Genomic DNA, 16,541 nt, shown 5'->3' on the forward strand with positions numbered 1-16,541 from the left:
TCCATTCGAGGTAAACATCTATGCCTCTTCTTTACTCTCAATTACGATCTGTTTACTGAGCGCGACAAAGCCTGGCCGTCAGCGCTCGAACGTACGCACCGGACGTCCGCCGGGCGCCCGGTATCCCGCCGCTGTAGGAGACGGGAAACATGTCAGCCTGCGTCCCCGCCCGCGCCGATTCGGCCCGCACCGAGCACGTGCACCCACCCCACAGTCCGCCACCCCGCGGCCCCCGGCGCTTCCGCGTCGCGGGCGCCGACCTGTCGGCCTCGGTCGCGGTCTTCCTCATCGCCCTGCCCCTCTCCCTGGGCATCGCCCTCGCCACCGGCGCCCCCCTCCAGGCCGGCCTCGTCGCCGCCGCGGTGGGCGGGATCGTCGCCGGGCGGATCGGCGGCTGCCCACTCCAGGTCAGCGGACCCGCCGCCGGACTCACCGTGGTCACCGCCGACCTCATCCAGCACTACGGATGGCGTACGACCTGCGCCATCACCATTCTCGCCGGGCTCGCCCAACTGGGCCTGGGCTGTCTGCGCGTGGCACGCTCGGCGCTCGCCGTGAGCCCCGCCATCGTGCACGGCATGCTCGCCGGCATCGGCGTCACCATCGCCGTCGCCCAGCTGCACATCGTCCTGGGCGGCACCCCGCAGAGCTCCGTACCGGACAACCTGGTCGCCCTGCCCGCCCAGTTGGCGAACCTGCGCCCCGCCGACCTGGCCGTGAGCGTGCTGACGCTGACCCTGCTGCTCCTCTGGCCCCGATTGCCAGGCCGGGCGGGACAGCTTCTGGGCAAGCTGCCCGCCGCGCTGATCGCCGTCGCCGGTGCCACCGCGGTCGCCGCGCTCACCGGGCTCCGCCTGCCCAAGGTCGACCTGCCGTCCTGGAGCAGTCACGCCCTGGCCACGCTGCCCGAAGGACCGGTGCTCGGACTCGTCGCCGCCGTCCTCACCACCACGCTGGTGTGCAGCGTGCAGTCCCTGCTGGGCGCGGTGGCCGTGGACAAGCTGGTCGCCGCCAGACCCGGCCCGGCCGGCCGCGTCAAGCGCTCCAACCTCGACCGCGAACTGCTCGGGCAGGGCGCCGCCAACATCGTTTCCGGGTCACTCGGCGGCCTGCCCATCGCCGGTGTGGCCGTGCGCAGTTCGGCGAACGTGGCGGCCGGCGCCGTCAGCCGGAACTCCACGATGCTGCACGGCGTTCTCGTAGTGATCGCCGCACTGCTGATGGTCCCGGCCCTGGAGTTCATCCCGCTCGCCTCGCTCGCCTCCCTGGTCATGGCCGTCGGCCTCAAAATGGTGTCGCTCAACCACATCCGCACGGTGACCCGCCACCGTGAGGTGCGGGTCTACGCGGTCACCACCTGCGGCGTGGTGTTCTTCGGAGTCCTGGAGGGCGTCGCACTCGGCATCGCCGTCGCCGTCGGTGTCGCCCTGCACCGCCTCACCCGCACCCGGATCACCCACGAGGGCGGGGAGGGAGTTCATCACGTACATGTACGAGGCCAGTTGACGTTCCTCGCCGTGCCGCGGCTCAGCCGGGTCCTGCACCAAGTGCCCCACGGGGCGGACGCCGTCGTGGAGCTGGACGGGTCGTTCATGGACCACGCGGCTTACGAGACGCTGCAGGACTGGCAGAAGACGCACACCGCGCAGGGCGGCTCCGTCGACATCACCGGCCGCCGGCCCGGCATCCGCATCTCCGAACCGGCCGAGGTGGACGGCTGCCGCTGCCGCCCCTGGACCCCGTGGCGCAACCACCAGTGCGAACGCACCCCGGCCGCGCCACCACCCGGTACCGACCGACAAGCCGTCACCGGCGGGACCGACGGCACGACGCCCGGCCCGGCTGCCGGCCCGGGCGGACCCGCCGGCACCACAGAGGCCACCGGACCCGGCAGACGCACCGGGCCCGCCGGAGCCACCGGACGCGAGCTCGCGCGTGGCATCAGCGCCTTCCAGCGCAACACCGCCCCGCTGGTGCGTCGCGAGCTGGCCCGGTTGGCCCGGGAGGGACAGCAGCCCTCCCAGCTGTTCCTGACCTGCGCCGACTCGCGGGTGGTCACGTCGATGATCACCTCCAGCGGCCCCGGCGACCTCTTCGTGGTGCGCAACGTCGGCAACTTCGTGCCGCTGCCGGGCAAGGAGGGAGGCGACGACTCGGTGGCCGCCGCGATCGAGTACGCGGTGGACGTGCTGAAGGTGCGGTCCGTCACGGTGTGCGGACACTCCGGGTGCGGGGCGATGCAGGCGCTGCTCAGCGCCGAGCCCGGGGGCGCGCGGACACCGCTCCAGCGGTGGCTGCGGCACGGGCTGCCGAGCCTGGAGCGCGTGCCCGGGGACAAGAGTGCCCGGCGGCCCCGGCTGGCCGGGCGCGAACCCGCTGACACGGCCGAGCAGTTGTGCCTGGCCAACGTGGTCCAGCAGCTGGAGCACCTGCGGGCCCACGAGTCGGTGTCCCGCGCACTGGACGCCGACGACCTGGAGCTGCACGGCATGTACTTCCATGTGGGCGAGGCCCAGGCGTACCTGCTGTCCGAGGACTCCGACGGCGGGGTGTTCGAGCGGGTGCTGGAGACCGATCTGACCGCCTGACCACCTGAGCGGCCGGAGAGCCGGGGCGCGGGCGGTGTGAGCGGCGTTACCGACACTGAACCCCGCGCCGTCGGCGTCCGTGGGTACGGATGACCACGGACCACGAAGGACACACCAAGGACTGGGGCGCAAGGACGGGCGACAGCCTGACAGGTCTAAACCAATCGCCCGTCGACCCTTGTCATCGGCCCCCCGGGTCTGATGAGCTGTGGCCTGGGACACAACGGACAACCCTGAGAAAGGGAGATGTCGTGAGCAACGAATCCTTGGCCAACCTGCTCAGGGAGGGGATGGGGCGATGAGCGAGACTTCTTCCCTCTCCAACCTGCTCAAGGAAGAACGCAGGTTCGCGCCCCCCGCCGACCTGGCCGCGAACGCCAACGTCACGGCGGAGGCGTACGAACAGGCCAAGGCTGACAGGCTCGGCTTCTGGGCCGAGCAGGCCCGCCGGCTGACCTGGGTGAAGGAGCCGACCGAGACGCTCGACTGGTCGAACCCGCCGTTCGCCAAGTGGTTCAAGGACGGCACGCTGAACGTTGCCTACAACTGCGTGGACCGGCACGTGGAGGCCGGCCACGGCGACCGCGTCGCCATCCACTTCGAGGGGGAGTCCGGCGACAGCCGCGCCATCACCTACGCCCAGCTCAAGGACGAGGTCTCCAAGGCCGCCAACGCCCTGCTGGAGCTGGGTGTGCGCAAGGGCGACCGCGTCGCGATCTACATGCCGATGATTCCCGAGACCGCGATCGCGATGCTGGCCTGCGCCCGCGTCGGCGCCGCGCACTCGGTCGTCTTCGGCGGGTTCTCCTCGGACGCGCTCGCCACCCGCATCCAGGACGCCGACGCCCGCGTCGTCATCACGGCCGACGGCGGGTACCGACGCGGCAAGCCCTCCGCGCTCAAGCCGGCCGTCGACGAGGCCGCCGAGCGCGCCGGGATCGTCGAGCACGTGCTCGTCGTCCGCCGCACCGGCCAGGACGTCGCCTGGGACGACTCGCGCGACAAGTGGTGGCACGAGACCGTCGACCGGCAGTCCGCCGAGCACGCGCCCGAGGCGTTCGACGCGGAGCACCCGCTGTTCATCCTGTACACCTCCGGCACCACGGGTAAGCCCAAGGGCATCCTGCACACCTCCGGCGGCTACCTCACACAGACGGCGTACACGCACTGGGCCGTCTTCGACCTCAAGCCGGAGACCGACGTCTTCTGGTGCACCGCCGACGTCGGCTGGGTCACCGGGCACTCGTACATCGTCTACGGCCCGCTCGCCAACGGCGCCACGCAGGTCATGTACGAGGGCACCCCGGACACCCCGCACCAGGGCCGGTTCTGGGAAATCGTGCAGAAGTACAAGGTCTCCATCCTCTACACGGCGCCCACCGCGATCCGGACTTTCATGAAGTGGGGCGACGACATCCCGGCGAAGTTCGACCTGTCGTCCCTGCGCGTCCTCGGCTCGGTCGGCGAGCCGATCAACCCCGAGGCGTGGATCTGGTACCGCAAGAACATCGGGGCGGACAGCACCCCGGTCGTCGACACCTGGTGGCAGACCGAGACCGGCGCGATGATGATCACACCGCTGCCGGGCGTCACGGACGCCAAGCCGGGCTCCGCCCAGCGCGCGCTGCCCGGCATCTCCGCCACCGTCGTCGACGACGAGGCCAACGAGGTGCCGAACGGCGGGGGCGGCTATCTGGTCCTCACGGAGCCGTGGCCGTCGATGCTGCGCACCATCTGGGGCGACGACCAGCGGTTCATCGACACCTACTGGGCGCGGTTCGAGGGCAAGTACTTCGCGGGCGACGGTGCCAAGAAGGACGACGACGGCGACATCTGGCTGCTGGGCCGCGTCGACGACGTGATGCTCGTCTCGGGCCACAACATCTCCACCACCGAGGTCGAGTCCGCGCTGGTCTCCCACCCCTCGGTCGCCGAGGCGGCCGTGGTCGGCGCGGCGGACGAGACCACCGGTCAGGCCATCGTGGCCTTCGTGATCCTGCGCGGTACGGCGGCGGAGAGCGACGGCCTGGTCGCCGACCTGCGCAACCACGTAGGTACCACGCTCGGCCCGATCGCCAAGCCGAAGCGGATCCTGCCGGTGGCGGAGCTGCCGAAGACCCGCTCCGGCAAGATCATGCGACGCCTGCTGCGCGACGTGGCGGAGAACCGCCAGCTCGGGGACGTGACGACGCTGACGGACTCGACCGTCATGGACCTCATCCAGTCGAAGCTCCCGGCGGCGCCGAGCGAGGACTGAGGCACGTACACCGAGGGCACCCGGCGCCGGACGCGCGCCGGGTGCTCTCGCCCTGTGCGATGCACGGGGCCCGGGTAAGCTGGTCAGGACGTAAGAGACTCATCTGATCCTCATGGTGCGCCGGGAAGTCTGGTCGGCATGTGTTCCATGCTGCCCACCGACCGGAGGTTTTCTTCGTGACCGCGCCCCGCTCCCCCCGCAAGGCCTTCGGACGGCTGTCCCTTCCGGAGCGCAACTACGTCGCGGAAGCGCTGCGGACCGAGACCGTCGGCGGTGTCCTGCTGCTCGTCGCCGCGATCACCGCGCTGGTGTGGGCGAACATACCGGCGCTGCACGACAGCTATGAGAGCGTCAGCCACTTCCACTTCGGCCCCGGGGCCCTCGGTCTGAATCTGTCGATCGAGCACTGGGCGGCCGACGGGCTTCTGGCGATCTTCTTCTTCGTCGCCGGCATCGAACTCAAACGCGAACTCGTCGCCGGTGACCTGAAGGACCCCAAGGCGGCCGCGCTCCCGGTGGTGGCGGCGCTGTGCGGCATGATCGTGCCGGCCGTCGTCTACGCCGTCACCAACATCGCAGGCGGCGGCTCCCTGTCCGGCTGGGCCGTGCCGACCGCCACCGACATCGCCTTCGCGCTCGCCGTACTCGCCGTCATCGGCACGTCGCTGCCGAGCGCCCTGCGCGCCTTCCTGCTGACGCTCGCCGTCGTCGACGACCTGTTCGCGATCCTCATCATCGCGGTCTTCTTCACGGACGGCCTCGATTTCGCCGCGCTGGGCGGCGCGGTCGTCGGCCTCGTCGTCTTCTGGCTGCTGCTCCGCAAGGGCGTACGCGGCTGGTATGTGTACGTCCCGCTCGGCCTCGTGATCTGGGGCCTGATGTACAACAGCGGCGTCCACGCCACCATCGCGGGCGTCGCGATCGGACTGATGCTGCGCTGCCACACCCGCGAGGGCGAGGACCACTCCCCCGGCGAGCGCATCGAGCACCTGGTGCGCCCGCTGTCGGCGGGCCTGGCCGTTCCGCTGTTCGCGCTGTTCAGCGCGGGTGTGGCCCTCTCCGGCGGGGCGCTGGCCGACGTGTTCACCAAGCCGGAGACCCTCGGTGTCGTACTCGGGCTCGTCGTCGGCAAGACGCTGGGCATCTTCGGCGGCACCTGGCTGACGTCGCGCTTCACCAGGGCGTCGCTCAGCGACGACCTCGAATGGGCCGACGTGTTCGCGGTGGCGACCCTGGCCGGCATCGGCTTCACCGTCTCGTTGCTCATCGGCGAGCTGGCCTTCGAGGGCGACGCGACGCTGACGGACGAGGTCAAGGCCGCCGTCCTGATCGGCTCGCTCATCGCGGCGGCCCTGGCGACGGTGCTGCTGAAGATGCGGAACGCCAAATACCGGGGGCTGGTCGCGGAGGAGGAGCGCGACGACGACCTCAGCGGCGTGCCGGACGTCTACGAGGAGGACGACCCCGCGTACCACCTGCGTGTGGCCGCCATCTACGAGAAGAAGGCCGCCGAGCACCGCCGGATCGCCGAGGAGATGGAGTCGGCGCGGCTTGCCGAAGTGGCGGGCGGGGCAGGCGATGAGGGCGACGGTCCGGCATGATCTGACGAGACGGTACAAAAGACGGGACCGTACGCAGTCGAACCGACCCGGACCGGACACGGCCGGGCCCGGGGAAGACGTCACGGAACCGTACGCAGACGAGCCAGCAGAAGAGGGAGACCGCGATGAGCGCACCCGACGGCAACCCGGTCGGCACCGAACGCAGCATCGGCCAGCTGTTCGCCTCGGCGACCACCGAATTGTCGGCGCTCGTGCACGACGAGATCGCGCTGGCGAAGGCCCAACTCAGGCAGGACGTCAAGCGCGGGGTGACGAGCGGCGGCGCCTTCTCCGCCGCGGGCCTGCTCCTGGTGTTCTCGCTGCCGATGCTGAGCTTCGCGCTGGCCTACGGCATCCGGACCTGGAGCGACTGGAATCTCGCGGTCTGCTTCCTGCTGTCCTTCGCGGCGAACGTCCTCGTCGCGGGCCTCCTCGCGCTGGTCGGCGTCGTCTTCGCGAAGAAGGCCAGGAAGGGGCGCGGCCCGCAGAAGGTCGCCGCCTCGGTGAAGCGGTCGGCGGGCGTACTGCAGAACGCCAAGCCGCACCCGCGCCCGGAACTCCCCGCGGACCGGTCCCCCGAAGCGATCGAGGCTGTGGCACGCTCGTCCTCATGACGGGCTCCACCATCCCTTCGGGGCACTCCCCCTCGGCGCGGCTTCCCACCTCGGTCGTACGGCTCGGCATCCCGGGCGGGCCCGAGGTGACCCACCGGGACGTCGCGGCCAACGGCGCCCGCTTCCACATCGCCGAGCTGGGCGACGGGCCGCTGGTGCTGCTGCTGCACGGCTTCCCCCAGTTCTGGTGGACCTGGCGACACCAGCTGGTGGCGCTCGCCGACGCCGGTTTCCGTGCGGTCGCCATGGACCTGCGCGGCGTCGGCGGCAGCGACCGCACCCCGCGCGGCTACGACCCGGCCGGCCTCGCCCTCGACGTCACCGGTGTGATCCGTTCGCTCGGCGAGCCCGACGCCGCGCTGGTCGGCCACGACCTCGGCGGCTACCTGGCCTGGACGGCCGCCGCGATGCGGCCCAAGCTGGTACGGCGGCTCGCGGTGTCCTCGATGCCGCACCCCCGGCGCTGGCGCTCGGCCATGCTCGCAGACGTCCGCCAGAGCCGGGCGGGCTCCTACATCTGGGGCTTCCAGCGCCCCTGGGTGCCGGAGCGCCAACTGACCGCGGACGACGGCGCGCTGGTCGGCCGGCTGCTCCACGACTGGTCCGGGCCGCGGCTGCTGGACGACGAGGCGGTGACGGCGTACCGCCGCGCCATGTGCATCCCCTCCACGGCGCACTGCTCGGTCGAGCCGTACCGCTGGCTGATGCGTTCCCTGGCCCGGCCGGACGGCGTCCAGTTCTACCGCCGCATGAAGCGGCCGGTGCGGGTGCCGACGCTGCATCTGCACGGTTCCCTGGATCCCGTGGTGCGGACGCGCAGCGCCGCCGGGTCCGGGCAGTACGTCGAAGCGCCGTACCGCTGGCGGCTGTTCGACGGGCTCGGACACTTCCCGCACGAAGAGGATCCGGTCGCTTTCTCGACCGAACTGATCAACTGGCTGAAGGATCCCGAACCCGATCGGTGACCGAACGAACGCGCCCGGTATCCGAACCAGTACGGTTGTCCTATCAACGGCCACTTGCCCGGCGCATAGGCCAATTGGGCGCCCCGGGAACGGTTATCGACCTTGGGGCGGGGGCAGACGTCCCGGTATGGGCTGGACGCACGACTACAGTGACGTAGCACGCGACGGCCGCTCCACGAGCGGCGCGAGCAGCACCCACCGACGAGGCGGCACCCCGCAACTGGCGGGGGCTGAGCTTCGGGTGGGCATCCCGCGCATCCTGCGCCGCCGGGCCCGCTGGGTCTCCGTACGCCTGCGCCATCCACGCACCTGAGCCGCGGGCGGCTGCGGGGAGGCTGCGGGGCGGGGCCTTTCAGAGCGCGCAGCTGTCGCTGTCCACCTGCTGGTCGGCGGTGCGGCCCTTGCCGATGTCCTCACGGATCTCGTCCGCGGTGAGCGCGTATCCGGTGTCGGGGTCGTCCAGGGACTTGGCGAAGACCACGCCGTACACCTCGCCCTCAGGGGTCAGCAGCGGGCCGCCGGAGTTGCCCTGACGCACCGTCGCGTACAGCGAGTAGACGTCCCGGCGGACGGTGTCGCGGTGGTAGATGTCCGGTCCGTTGGCCGTGATGCGCCCGCGCACCCGCGCGGCACGGACGTCGTACGCCCCGTTCTCCGGGAAGCCCGCGACGATCGCGCCCCCGTCGCGCTTCGCGTCCTCGTCGGTGAACCGCAGCGCGGGCGCGTCCAGTTCCGGCACGTCCAGTACGGCGATGTCGCGCCGCCAGTCGTAGAGGACGACCGTCGCGTCGTACTTCCGCCCTTCGCCGCCTATCTGCACCGTGGGCTCGTCGACGCCGCCCACGACATGGGCGTTGGTCATGACGCGGCGGTCGTCGAAGACGAAGCCGGTGCCCTCCAGGACCTTGCCGCAGTCGGGTGCGGTGCCCATGACCTTGACGATGGACTGCTTGGCACGGACGGCGACCGGGCTGCCCGCCAACGCCGGGTCGGGCGCCTGCACCGGGGGGATCGACTCGCTGGAGAACGGGCTGAAGACCTGCGGGAAGCCGTTCTCCGCGAGGACCGAGGTGAAGCTGTCGAACCAGTTGTTGGCCTCCGTGGGCAGCACCTCCTGCACGCCCGCGAGCACCGTGGACTGCCGTACCTCCTTGGCGACCGTCGGCATCGTGGTCCGGGCGAGGGCGGAACCGAGCAGCCAGGCGACCAGCAGCATCGCGACGACGTTGACCAGGGCACCGCCGGTGGCGTCCAGGGCACGGGCCGGGGACCAGGTGATGTGCCGGCGCAGCTTGTTGCCCAGATGGGTCGTCAGGGCCTGCCCGACGGAGGCGCAGACGATGACGACGACGACCGCGACGACGGCGGCGGTCGTGCTCACCTCCGCGTTGTCCGTGAGCGCGTCCCAGATCACCGGCAGCAGGTAGACGGCGACGAGGCCGCCACCGAGGAAGCCGATCACCGACAGGATGCCGACGACGAAGCCCTGGCGGAAGCCGACGATCGCGAACCAGACGGCGGCCAGCAGCAACAGGATGTCCAGCACGTTCACCGATTCAGGCCTCGTCTTGTCGTCTGCGGTACGCAGGCCACCCTGTCATGCGCGCCAGTCCAGCGGGACCTGCTTCTCCCTGTCCCAGGGCCGCTCCCAGCCGGCGAAGTGCAGCAACCGGTCGATGATGCCGGCGGTGAAGCCCCACACGAGCGCCGATTCGACCAGGAATGCCGGGCCCCGGTGACCGCTGGGGTGAAGAGTGGTGACCCTGTTGGCGGGGTCCGTGAGATCCGCCACGGGGACCGTGAAGACGCGTGCCGTCTCGCCCGGATCGACGACGCCGACCGGGGAGGGCTCGCGCCACCAGGCCAGCACCGGGGTGACGACGAAGCCGCTCACCGGGATGTAGAGCTTGGGCAGGGCTCCGAACAGCTGGACCCCGGCCGGATCGAGTCCGGTCTCCTCCTCGGCCTCGCGCAGGGCGGCCCGCAGCGGCCCGTCACCGCGCGGATCACCGTCCTCGGGGTCGAGGGCGCCGCCCGGGAAGGCGGGCTGGCCCGGATGGGAGCGCAGGGAGCCGGCCCGCTCCATGAGCAGCAGCTCCGGGCCGCGGCCGGACCGCTCCCCGTCTCCGCGCGTGCCGTCGCCGAAGAGGATCAGGACGGCGGACTGCCGGCCGGCGCCGTCCGCCGGCGGCAGGAAGCGGCTCAGCTGGGTGGGCCGGACCGTCTCGACGGCCCGCACCACCGGGTCCAGCCAGTCGGGCAGCCCGTCCTTGCTGAGGATCGCGCCCCGAGTGCGGTCCCGCGCAGGGCCCTGCGTGTCGCTCGCCCGTGTCATCTCCACCCCCGTCCTGCCGATTCCAACGCCCGAAGCCACCGAGATCGTTCCGTCACCCGGCCCCCAGCGGCGGCGCCGGCTTCCCGCCCGCGTCCAGATAGGCCTGCGGGGGTTTCAGCCGCTGGCCCGGGAGACCGCCCTTCTCGTACTTCAGCAGCTTCTTCGCCTTCTCCGGGTCCGTCTCGCCCTCGCCGTAAGCCGGGCAGAGCGGGGCGACGGGGCAGGCACCGCAGGCGGGCTTGCGGGCGTGGCAGATGCGGCGGCCGTGCCAGATGACGTGGTGGGAGAGGTCGGTCCAGTCACTCTTCGGGAAGAGCGCGCCGACGGCGGCCTCGATCTTGTCGGGGTCGGTCTCGGCGGTCCACTGCCAGCGGCGCACCAGGCGCTGGAAGTGCGTGTCCACGGTGATGCCCGGACGGCCGAACGCGTTGCCGAGCACCACGAAGGCGGTCTTGCGGCCGACGCCGGGCAGCCTGACGAGGTCTTCGAGGCGGCCGGGGACCTCACCGCCGAAGTCCTCCGCCAGCGCCTTGGACAGCCCTATGACCGACTTGGTCTTGGCCCGGAAGAAGCCGGTCGGGCGCAGGATCTCCTCGACCTCCTCGGGATTGGCGGCGGCCAGGTCCTCGGGTGTGGGGTACTTGGCGAAGAGGGCGGGCGTCGTCTGGTTGACCCGCAGGTCCGTGGTCTGGGCGGACAGCACCGTGGCCACGACCAGCTGGAACGGGTTCTCGAAGTCCAGCTCCGGGTGGGCGTACGGGTAGACCTCGGCCAGCTCGCGGTCGATACGGCGGGCTCGGCGGACCAGCGCGGTGCGCGACTCACCGCGCGGCGGCTTCGCGGCGACGGTCTTCACCGGGGCGACGCCCTTGACCGCGGCGGTGGCCTTCTCGGGGGCGACGGCGGGCTTCCTGGCGGGAGCCTGCCGCTTGACGGGAGCCAGCCGCTTGGCGGGCGCGGTCTTCCCGGCGGACGCCGCCTTCTTGCCCGTGGCGGGCGCCGCCTCCTTGCCGGACGCCGCCTTCTCGGCCGTGGCGGGTGCCGCCTCCTTGCCGGACGCCGCCTTCTTGCCCCTGGCGGGTGCCGCCTTCTTCCCGGACGCCGCCTTCTTGGCCCGTGTGTCGCCCCTGGCGGACGCCGCCTTCTCGGCCCGTGTCGCGCTCTTGGCGGGCACCGCCTTCTCGACGGGCGCCGGGCTCTTCCCGGACGCCGCCTTCTCGGCAGGCGCCGGGCTCTTCCCGGACGCCGCCCTCTCGGCAGGTGCCGGGCTCTTCGCGGCGTTCTTCTTCACGGCACCCTTCTCCGCAGTCACCCTCTTGGCAGGCACTGCCCTCTTTGTTGCTTTCGCCGTTTTCCTACCACCATCGGGGCCTTGTTCGCCCACAGCGGAATCGCGACGTACACTCACCCGCGCAGCCCCCCAGGCCTGTGCTCTCACCGGCGATTTGGACACCCGGCCAGCCTACGGCCCGGCACCGACATCTGCCCCGGACCCTGAAGATCGGCGTCCAATTGGACCCCTGCCGCGTACCCCCGGACATCAGTACGGCATCCTTGTGACAGATCACACTGTTTGGACTGTCCGGCAAAATGGGCACCACGGACCCCTGGTACACCGGGGGAACAAGATCCTCTGAGCCGGTCGACAAGGAGAGAACTCGTGGACGACGTTCTGCGGCGCAACCCGCTCTTCGCGGCGCTCGACGACGAGCAATCCGCGGAACTCCGCGCCTCCATGAGTGAGGTGACCCTCGCCCGCGGCGACACCCTGTTCCACGAGGGGGACCCCGGAGACCGCCTCTACGTGGTCACGGAAGGCAAGGTCAAGCTCCACCGCACGTCCCCCGACGGGCGCGAGAACATGCTGGCCGTCGTCGGCCCCAGCGAGTTGATCGGCGAGCTGTCGCTCTTCGACCCGGGCCCGCGTACGGCGACCGGCACCGCGCTGACCGAGGTCAAGCTGCTCGCTCTCGGCCACGGCGACCTCCAGCCCTGGCTGAACGTCCGCCCCGAGGTGGCCACCGCGCTGCTGCGCGCCGTCGCGCGTCGCCTGCGCAAGACCAACGACGCCATGTCCGACCTGGTCTTCTCGGACGTCCCCGGCCGTGTCGCCCGCGCGCTGCTCGACCTCTCCCGCCGCTTCGGCGTGCAGTCCGAGGAAGGCATCCACGTGGTGCACGACCTGACGCAGGAGGAGCTGGCCCAGCTGGTCGGCGCGTCCCGCGAGACGGTCAACAAGGCGCTGGCGGACTTCGCCCAGCGCGGCTGGCTCCGGCTGGAGGCCCGCGCGGTGATCCTGCTCGACGTGGAGCGGCTCGCCAAGCGTTCCCGCTGACGCCGGGCCCCCGGCGGGCACCGGGCCGCTAGATCAGCCCGTGCTCGCCCAGGTACTCCAGTTGTGCCCGCACCGACAGCTCCGCCGCCGGCCACAGGGAGCGGTCCACGTCCGCGTACACGTGGGCGACGACCTCGCCCGGCGTCCGGTGCCCGTCCTCGACCGCCGTCTCGACCTGGGCGAGGCGGTGCGCGCGGTGGGCCAGGTAGTACTCCACGGCGCCCTGGGCGTCCTCCAGCACGGGCCCGTGCCCCGGAAGCACCGTGTGCACCCCGTCGTCGGCCGTGAGCGACCTGAGCCTGCGCAGTGAGTCCAGGTAGTCGCCGAGACGGCCGTCGGGGTGGGCCACCAGCGTCGTGCCGCGGCCGAGGATGGTGTCGCCCGTCAGGACCGCCCGGTCGGCGGGCAGGTGGAAGCACAGGGAGTCGGCCGTGTGCCCCGGCGTCGGCACGACCCTCAGCTCCAGGCCGCCGACCCCGAGCACGTCCCCGGCGGCCAGCCCCTCGTCGCCCAGCCGCAGCGCCGGGTCCAGTGCTCGTACGTTCGTGCGCGTCAGCTCGGCGAAGCGCGCGGCGCCCTCCGCGTGGTCCGGGTGACCGTGCGTCAGGAGGGTCAGCGCGATCCGCTTGCCGGCCCGCCCGGCCGTGTCGACGACGTGCCGCAGGTGGGTGTCGTCCAGCGGGCCCGGGTCGACCACGACGGCCAGGTCGGAGTCGGGTTCGGCGAGGATCCAGGTGTTCGTGCCGTCCAGGGTCATCGCCGACGCGTTGGGAGCGAGGACGTTCACCGCGCGCGTGGTGGCCGGGCCCGACAGGACACCGCCCCGCGGCTGTCCGGGCAGGGCTGCTGCGTCCGTCATGCGGGAGCTCCTCCGGTCGGGTCGGAAGGTGTCGCCGGCGCGGTACCCGGGACGTGCTTCGTGAACTCGTCGTGTCCCGGCCAGGAGAGGACGACCTCGTCGCCGGACAGCCGGGCACGGGCCAGCACGGGCGTCATGTCGCGGCCGGGAGCCGCCGCGAGGGCCCCGGCCGCCGTACCGCACCCGGCGAGGCCGCGCAGGGTCGCGACGGTGGGCGGCATCATCAGCAGCTCGCCCCGGTCGTACCCGGCCGCGGCCTCCGCCGGGGTGATCCACACCGTGCGGTCGGCCTCCGTGGAGGCGTTGCGGGTGCGCTGCCCCTCGGGGAGCGCGGCCACGAAGAACCACGTGTCGTAGCGCCGGGACTCGAACTCCGGGGTGATCCAGCGCGCCCAGGCACCCAGCAGGTCGGAACGCAGGACGAGGCCCCTGCGGTCCAGGAACTCCGCGAAGGACAGTTCACGGCCGACCAGCGCGGCCCGGTCGGCCTCCCAGTCCGCGCCCGTCGTGTCGCCGACCACCGAGTCGCCGGTGGGTCCGGCGAGCAGGACGCCCGCCTCCTCGTACGTCTCCCGTACGGCCGCGCAGACGATCGCCTGGGCGCCCGCCCCGTCGACGCCCAGCCGATCCGCCCACCACGCGCGCGTGGGACCCGCCCAGCGGATGTCGCGGTCGTCGTCACGCGGGTCGACCCCGCCGCCCGGATAGGCGTACGCGCCGCCCGCGAACGCCATGGAGGTGCGGCGGCGCAGCATGTGGACGACGGGTCCTGCGCCGGTGTCCGTGCCGGTTCCGGTGTCCTTCAGGAGCATGACGGTGGCCGCACGCTTCGGGGTGACCGGGGTGAGGGTGCCGGCCGCCAGCGCACGGATGCGGTCCGGCCACTCCGGCGGAAACCACTGACCGTTCGCCGGACCACTCGCCCGATCACTCGCCCGACGACTCTCCTGACCATTCGCCATGGCCGGAGGCTATCCGGTGACGGGCTGATGTTCGAGTGGCCCGGGGGGCGGACGGGGGTCAGGAGGGCAGGCCGGTCAGCCACTCGGTGAGCAGCCGGTTCGTCTCCTCGGGGCGCTCCTGCTGGAGCCAGTGGCCGCAGCCGTCGAGGACGTGCGAGGCGCTCAGGCCGGGCAGGGTGACCGGATACGCCTCGATGGCGTCGGACAACCAGGTGGTGGAGGCGTCCAGGCCGCCGCCGAGGAACAGGGACGGCTGGGTGAGGGGCGCACCCTCGTGGACGGCCAGGTCGGCCCAGTCGCGGTCCATGTTGCGGTAGCGGTTGAGGGCGCCGGTCAGGCCGGTGCGCTCGAACTCCCCGGCGTAGACGTCCAGCTCCTCCTCGGTCAGCCAGGAGGGCAGCCGGCCGGCGGCCGGGAACCGGTCGCGCATCTGGCCGCCGGGGGCGACGAAGTGCGGATCGGGTGCATCCGGCGGGGGCATGGTGTCGGCGGACAGGGCTGCGTACAGGCCGGCGAGCCAGCCGCGTACGTCGGGCTCGATCTCCGCCTCGGCGCGGCCTGCCTCCTGGAAGTAGGAGACGTAGAACTCCTGCCCGGCGAACGGGCCGGCGGGATCGCTCATACCGGCGAAGACCTCGCTGGGCTTCGGTCCGCCCGGCGGGGTGTACGGCACGCTGAGCAGGCCGACCGCGCGGAACACGTCGGGCCGCAGCAGCGCGGAGTGGGCGGCGATGTTCGCGCCCCAGTCATGGCCGACGATCACGGCGGAGCGCTCCCCCAGGGCCTCCACCACGGCGACGTTGTCCGCCACCAGGTCGAGCATGCGGTACGCCTCGACGGCGTCCGGCCGTGAGGATCGCCCGTAGCCGCGTACGTCGATGGCGGCGGCGCGGAACCCGGCGGCGGCCAGCGCGGGCAGCTGGTGGCGCCAGGAGTACCAGGACTCCGGGAAACCGTGCACGAGCAGGACCAGCGGTCCACTGCCCCGCTCCACCAGATGGGTCCGGCCGGCCGGTGAGGGCACCAGACGGTGGACGGACCGGTCGGCGGACCGGTCGGCGGACGGGTCGGTGGTCCGGTCGGTGGTCCGGTCGGTCACGGGCGGCTGCGGCATGGTTCCTCCTGGCGCATTCGGTCGGTGCGGTCCCGGAAACGGCGAGGGACCGCCGGCCGCGGCCGGCTCCCGAGCCGCACGGGGCACGGGGACCAATCCTGCGGGGGCGGGGCGACGGGGGGCGAGGTTTGTTGCCGGCCTGGCAACGCACGCCCCGCACCCGCTTCCCCGCACGTCGCCGGGCAGGCCTCGCGCCCGGACCCGCTACGGCTGGACGAGCTCCACCTGGATCTCGACCTCCACCGGCGCGTCCAGCGGGAGAACCGCCACGCCGACCGCGCTGCGGGCGTGGACGCCCTTGTCGCCCAGGACCTCGCCGAGGAGTTCGCTGGCGCCGTTGATCACACCGGGCTGGCCGGTGAAGTCGGCCGCGGACGCGACGAAGCCGACGACCTTGACGACACGCGCGACGCGGTCGAGGTCGCCGGCGACGGACTTGACGGCGGCCAGGGCGTTCAGCGCGCAGGTGCGAGCCAGTTCCTTGGCCTCCTCGGCCGTGACCTCGCCGCCCACCTTGCCGGTGACCGGGAGCCTGCCCTCCACCATGGGGAGCTGGCCGGAGGTGTGGACGTAGGGGCCGGACTGCACGGCCGGCTGGTAGGCGGCCAGCGGCGGGACGACCTCGGGCAGCGTCAGACCGAGTTCGGCGAGCTTCGCCTCCACCGTGCTCATGCCTGCTTCTCCCGCTTCAGGTAGGCGACGAGCTGCTCGGGGTTGTTCGGCCCGGGCACGACCTGGACGAGCTCCCAGCCGTCCTCGCCCCAGGTGTCCAGAATCTGCTTCGTGGCATGGACGAGCAGCGGCACGGTTGCGTATTCCCACTTGGTCATGCGGCCGACTCTAGCCGTTGTCCGGGACGCCTCCGCGGGGCGTCCGGGGCGATGTTGTCCACAGCCTCTGGCGTACTCGGC

The 16,541-nt window shown here is 71.9% G+C and carries 15 protein-coding genes; 7 read left to right on the forward strand and 8 right to left on the reverse strand.

Annotated elements, in window-relative coordinates; all coding sequences use genetic code 11:
• The first annotated feature begins 149 nt into the window (after window positions 1–149).
• The 6 genes from ACGFYH_RS30500 to ACGFYH_RS30525 all read left to right on the forward strand — a co-directional run bounded on the left by ACGFYH_RS30500 (window position 150) and on the right by ACGFYH_RS30525 (window position 8,338).
• On the forward strand, window positions 150–2,588 hold the full coding sequence (locus ACGFYH_RS30500; RefSeq protein WP_393806409.1) for a SulP family inorganic anion transporter: 2,439 nt from the start codon (window positions 150–152) through the stop codon (window positions 2,586–2,588).
• Between the two features lie 298 nt (window positions 2,589–2,886).
• Window positions 2,887–4,845, forward strand: a complete 1,959-nt coding sequence (gene acs, locus ACGFYH_RS30505; RefSeq protein ID WP_393806410.1) for an acetate--CoA ligase — start codon at window positions 2,887–2,889, stop codon at window positions 4,843–4,845.
• Between the two features lie 176 nt (window positions 4,846–5,021).
• Window positions 5,022–6,446: a Na+/H+ antiporter NhaA gene (gene nhaA, locus ACGFYH_RS30510; RefSeq protein ID WP_393806411.1), complete on the forward strand. Its 1,425-nt coding sequence runs from the start codon at window positions 5,022–5,024 to the stop codon at window positions 6,444–6,446.
• 125 nt (window positions 6,447–6,571) lie between these two features.
• Entirely contained in the window at window positions 6,572–7,060 is a 489-nt protein-coding gene (locus ACGFYH_RS30515) for a phage holin family protein (protein ID WP_393806412.1), read from the forward strand.
• On the forward strand, window positions 7,057–8,025 hold the full coding sequence (locus ACGFYH_RS30520) for an alpha/beta fold hydrolase (RefSeq protein ID WP_393806413.1): 969 nt from the start codon (window positions 7,057–7,059) through the stop codon (window positions 8,023–8,025). Before ACGFYH_RS30515 ends, ACGFYH_RS30520 begins: the two co-directional genes overlap by 4 nt.
• A gap of 127 nt (window positions 8,026–8,152) precedes the next feature.
• Complete coding sequence (locus ACGFYH_RS30525) at window positions 8,153–8,338, forward strand: hypothetical protein (protein ID WP_393806414.1); 186 nt, start codon at window positions 8,153–8,155, stop codon at window positions 8,336–8,338.
• A gap of 39 nt (window positions 8,339–8,377) precedes the next feature.
• On the opposite strand, the gene ACGFYH_RS30530 is transcribed toward ACGFYH_RS30525, so the two are convergent.
• From ACGFYH_RS30530 to nth, 3 genes are read right to left on the reverse strand one after another with little or no spacing between them, the layout of a single operon-like run.
• Window positions 8,378–9,577, reverse strand: coding sequence for a MarP family serine protease (locus ACGFYH_RS30530; protein WP_393806415.1), 1,200 nt, complete (start codon window positions 9,575–9,577; stop codon window positions 8,378–8,380).
• A gap of 45 nt (window positions 9,578–9,622) precedes the next feature.
• Window positions 9,623–10,360: an NUDIX hydrolase gene (locus ACGFYH_RS30535; protein ID WP_393806416.1), complete on the reverse strand. Its 738-nt coding sequence runs from the start codon at window positions 10,358–10,360 to the stop codon at window positions 9,623–9,625.
• Window positions 10,361–10,412: 52 nt separating this feature from the next.
• Window positions 10,413–11,534, reverse strand: a complete 1,122-nt coding sequence (gene nth, locus ACGFYH_RS30540; RefSeq protein ID WP_393806431.1) for an endonuclease III — start codon at window positions 11,532–11,534, stop codon at window positions 10,413–10,415.
• A gap of 486 nt (window positions 11,535–12,020) precedes the next feature.
• On the opposite strand from nth, the gene ACGFYH_RS30545 reads away from it, so the two are divergent.
• A complete protein-coding gene (locus tag ACGFYH_RS30545) occupies window positions 12,021–12,695 on the forward strand; it encodes a Crp/Fnr family transcriptional regulator (protein WP_003975365.1) in 675 nt (224 codons plus the stop codon).
• 28 nt (window positions 12,696–12,723) lie between these two features.
• On the opposite strand, the gene ACGFYH_RS30550 is transcribed toward ACGFYH_RS30545, so the two are convergent.
• From ACGFYH_RS30550 to ACGFYH_RS30570, 5 genes are all read right to left on the reverse strand, one after another.
• Window positions 12,724–13,554, reverse strand: coding sequence for an MBL fold metallo-hydrolase (locus tag ACGFYH_RS30550; protein WP_393806417.1), 831 nt, complete (start codon window positions 13,552–13,554; stop codon window positions 12,724–12,726).
• Window positions 13,551–14,516, reverse strand: a complete 966-nt coding sequence (locus tag ACGFYH_RS30555; RefSeq protein ID WP_393806418.1) for an NUDIX hydrolase — start codon at window positions 14,514–14,516, stop codon at window positions 13,551–13,553. Before ACGFYH_RS30555 ends, ACGFYH_RS30550 begins: the two co-directional genes overlap by 4 nt.
• 58 nt (window positions 14,517–14,574) lie before the next feature.
• Window positions 14,575–15,630 (reverse strand): alpha/beta fold hydrolase, encoded by a 1,056-nt coding sequence (locus tag ACGFYH_RS30560; RefSeq protein WP_393806419.1) that lies wholly within the window; start codon window positions 15,628–15,630, stop codon window positions 14,575–14,577.
• 204 nt (window positions 15,631–15,834) lie between these two features.
• Window positions 15,835–16,302: a RidA family protein gene (locus tag ACGFYH_RS30565; protein WP_393806420.1), complete on the reverse strand. Its 468-nt coding sequence runs from the start codon at window positions 16,300–16,302 to the stop codon at window positions 15,835–15,837.
• Window positions 16,299–16,460: a DUF4177 domain-containing protein gene (locus ACGFYH_RS30570; protein WP_003975360.1), complete on the reverse strand. Its 162-nt coding sequence runs from the start codon at window positions 16,458–16,460 to the stop codon at window positions 16,299–16,301. The genes ACGFYH_RS30565 and ACGFYH_RS30570 overlap by 4 nt, the downstream gene beginning before the upstream one ends.
• Between the last annotated feature and the right edge of the window lie 81 nt (window positions 16,461–16,541).

This window comes from Streptomyces sp. NPDC048392 (genome assembly GCF_043200575.1).
Classification (GTDB): Bacteria; Actinomycetota; Actinomycetes; order Streptomycetales; family Streptomycetaceae; genus Streptomyces.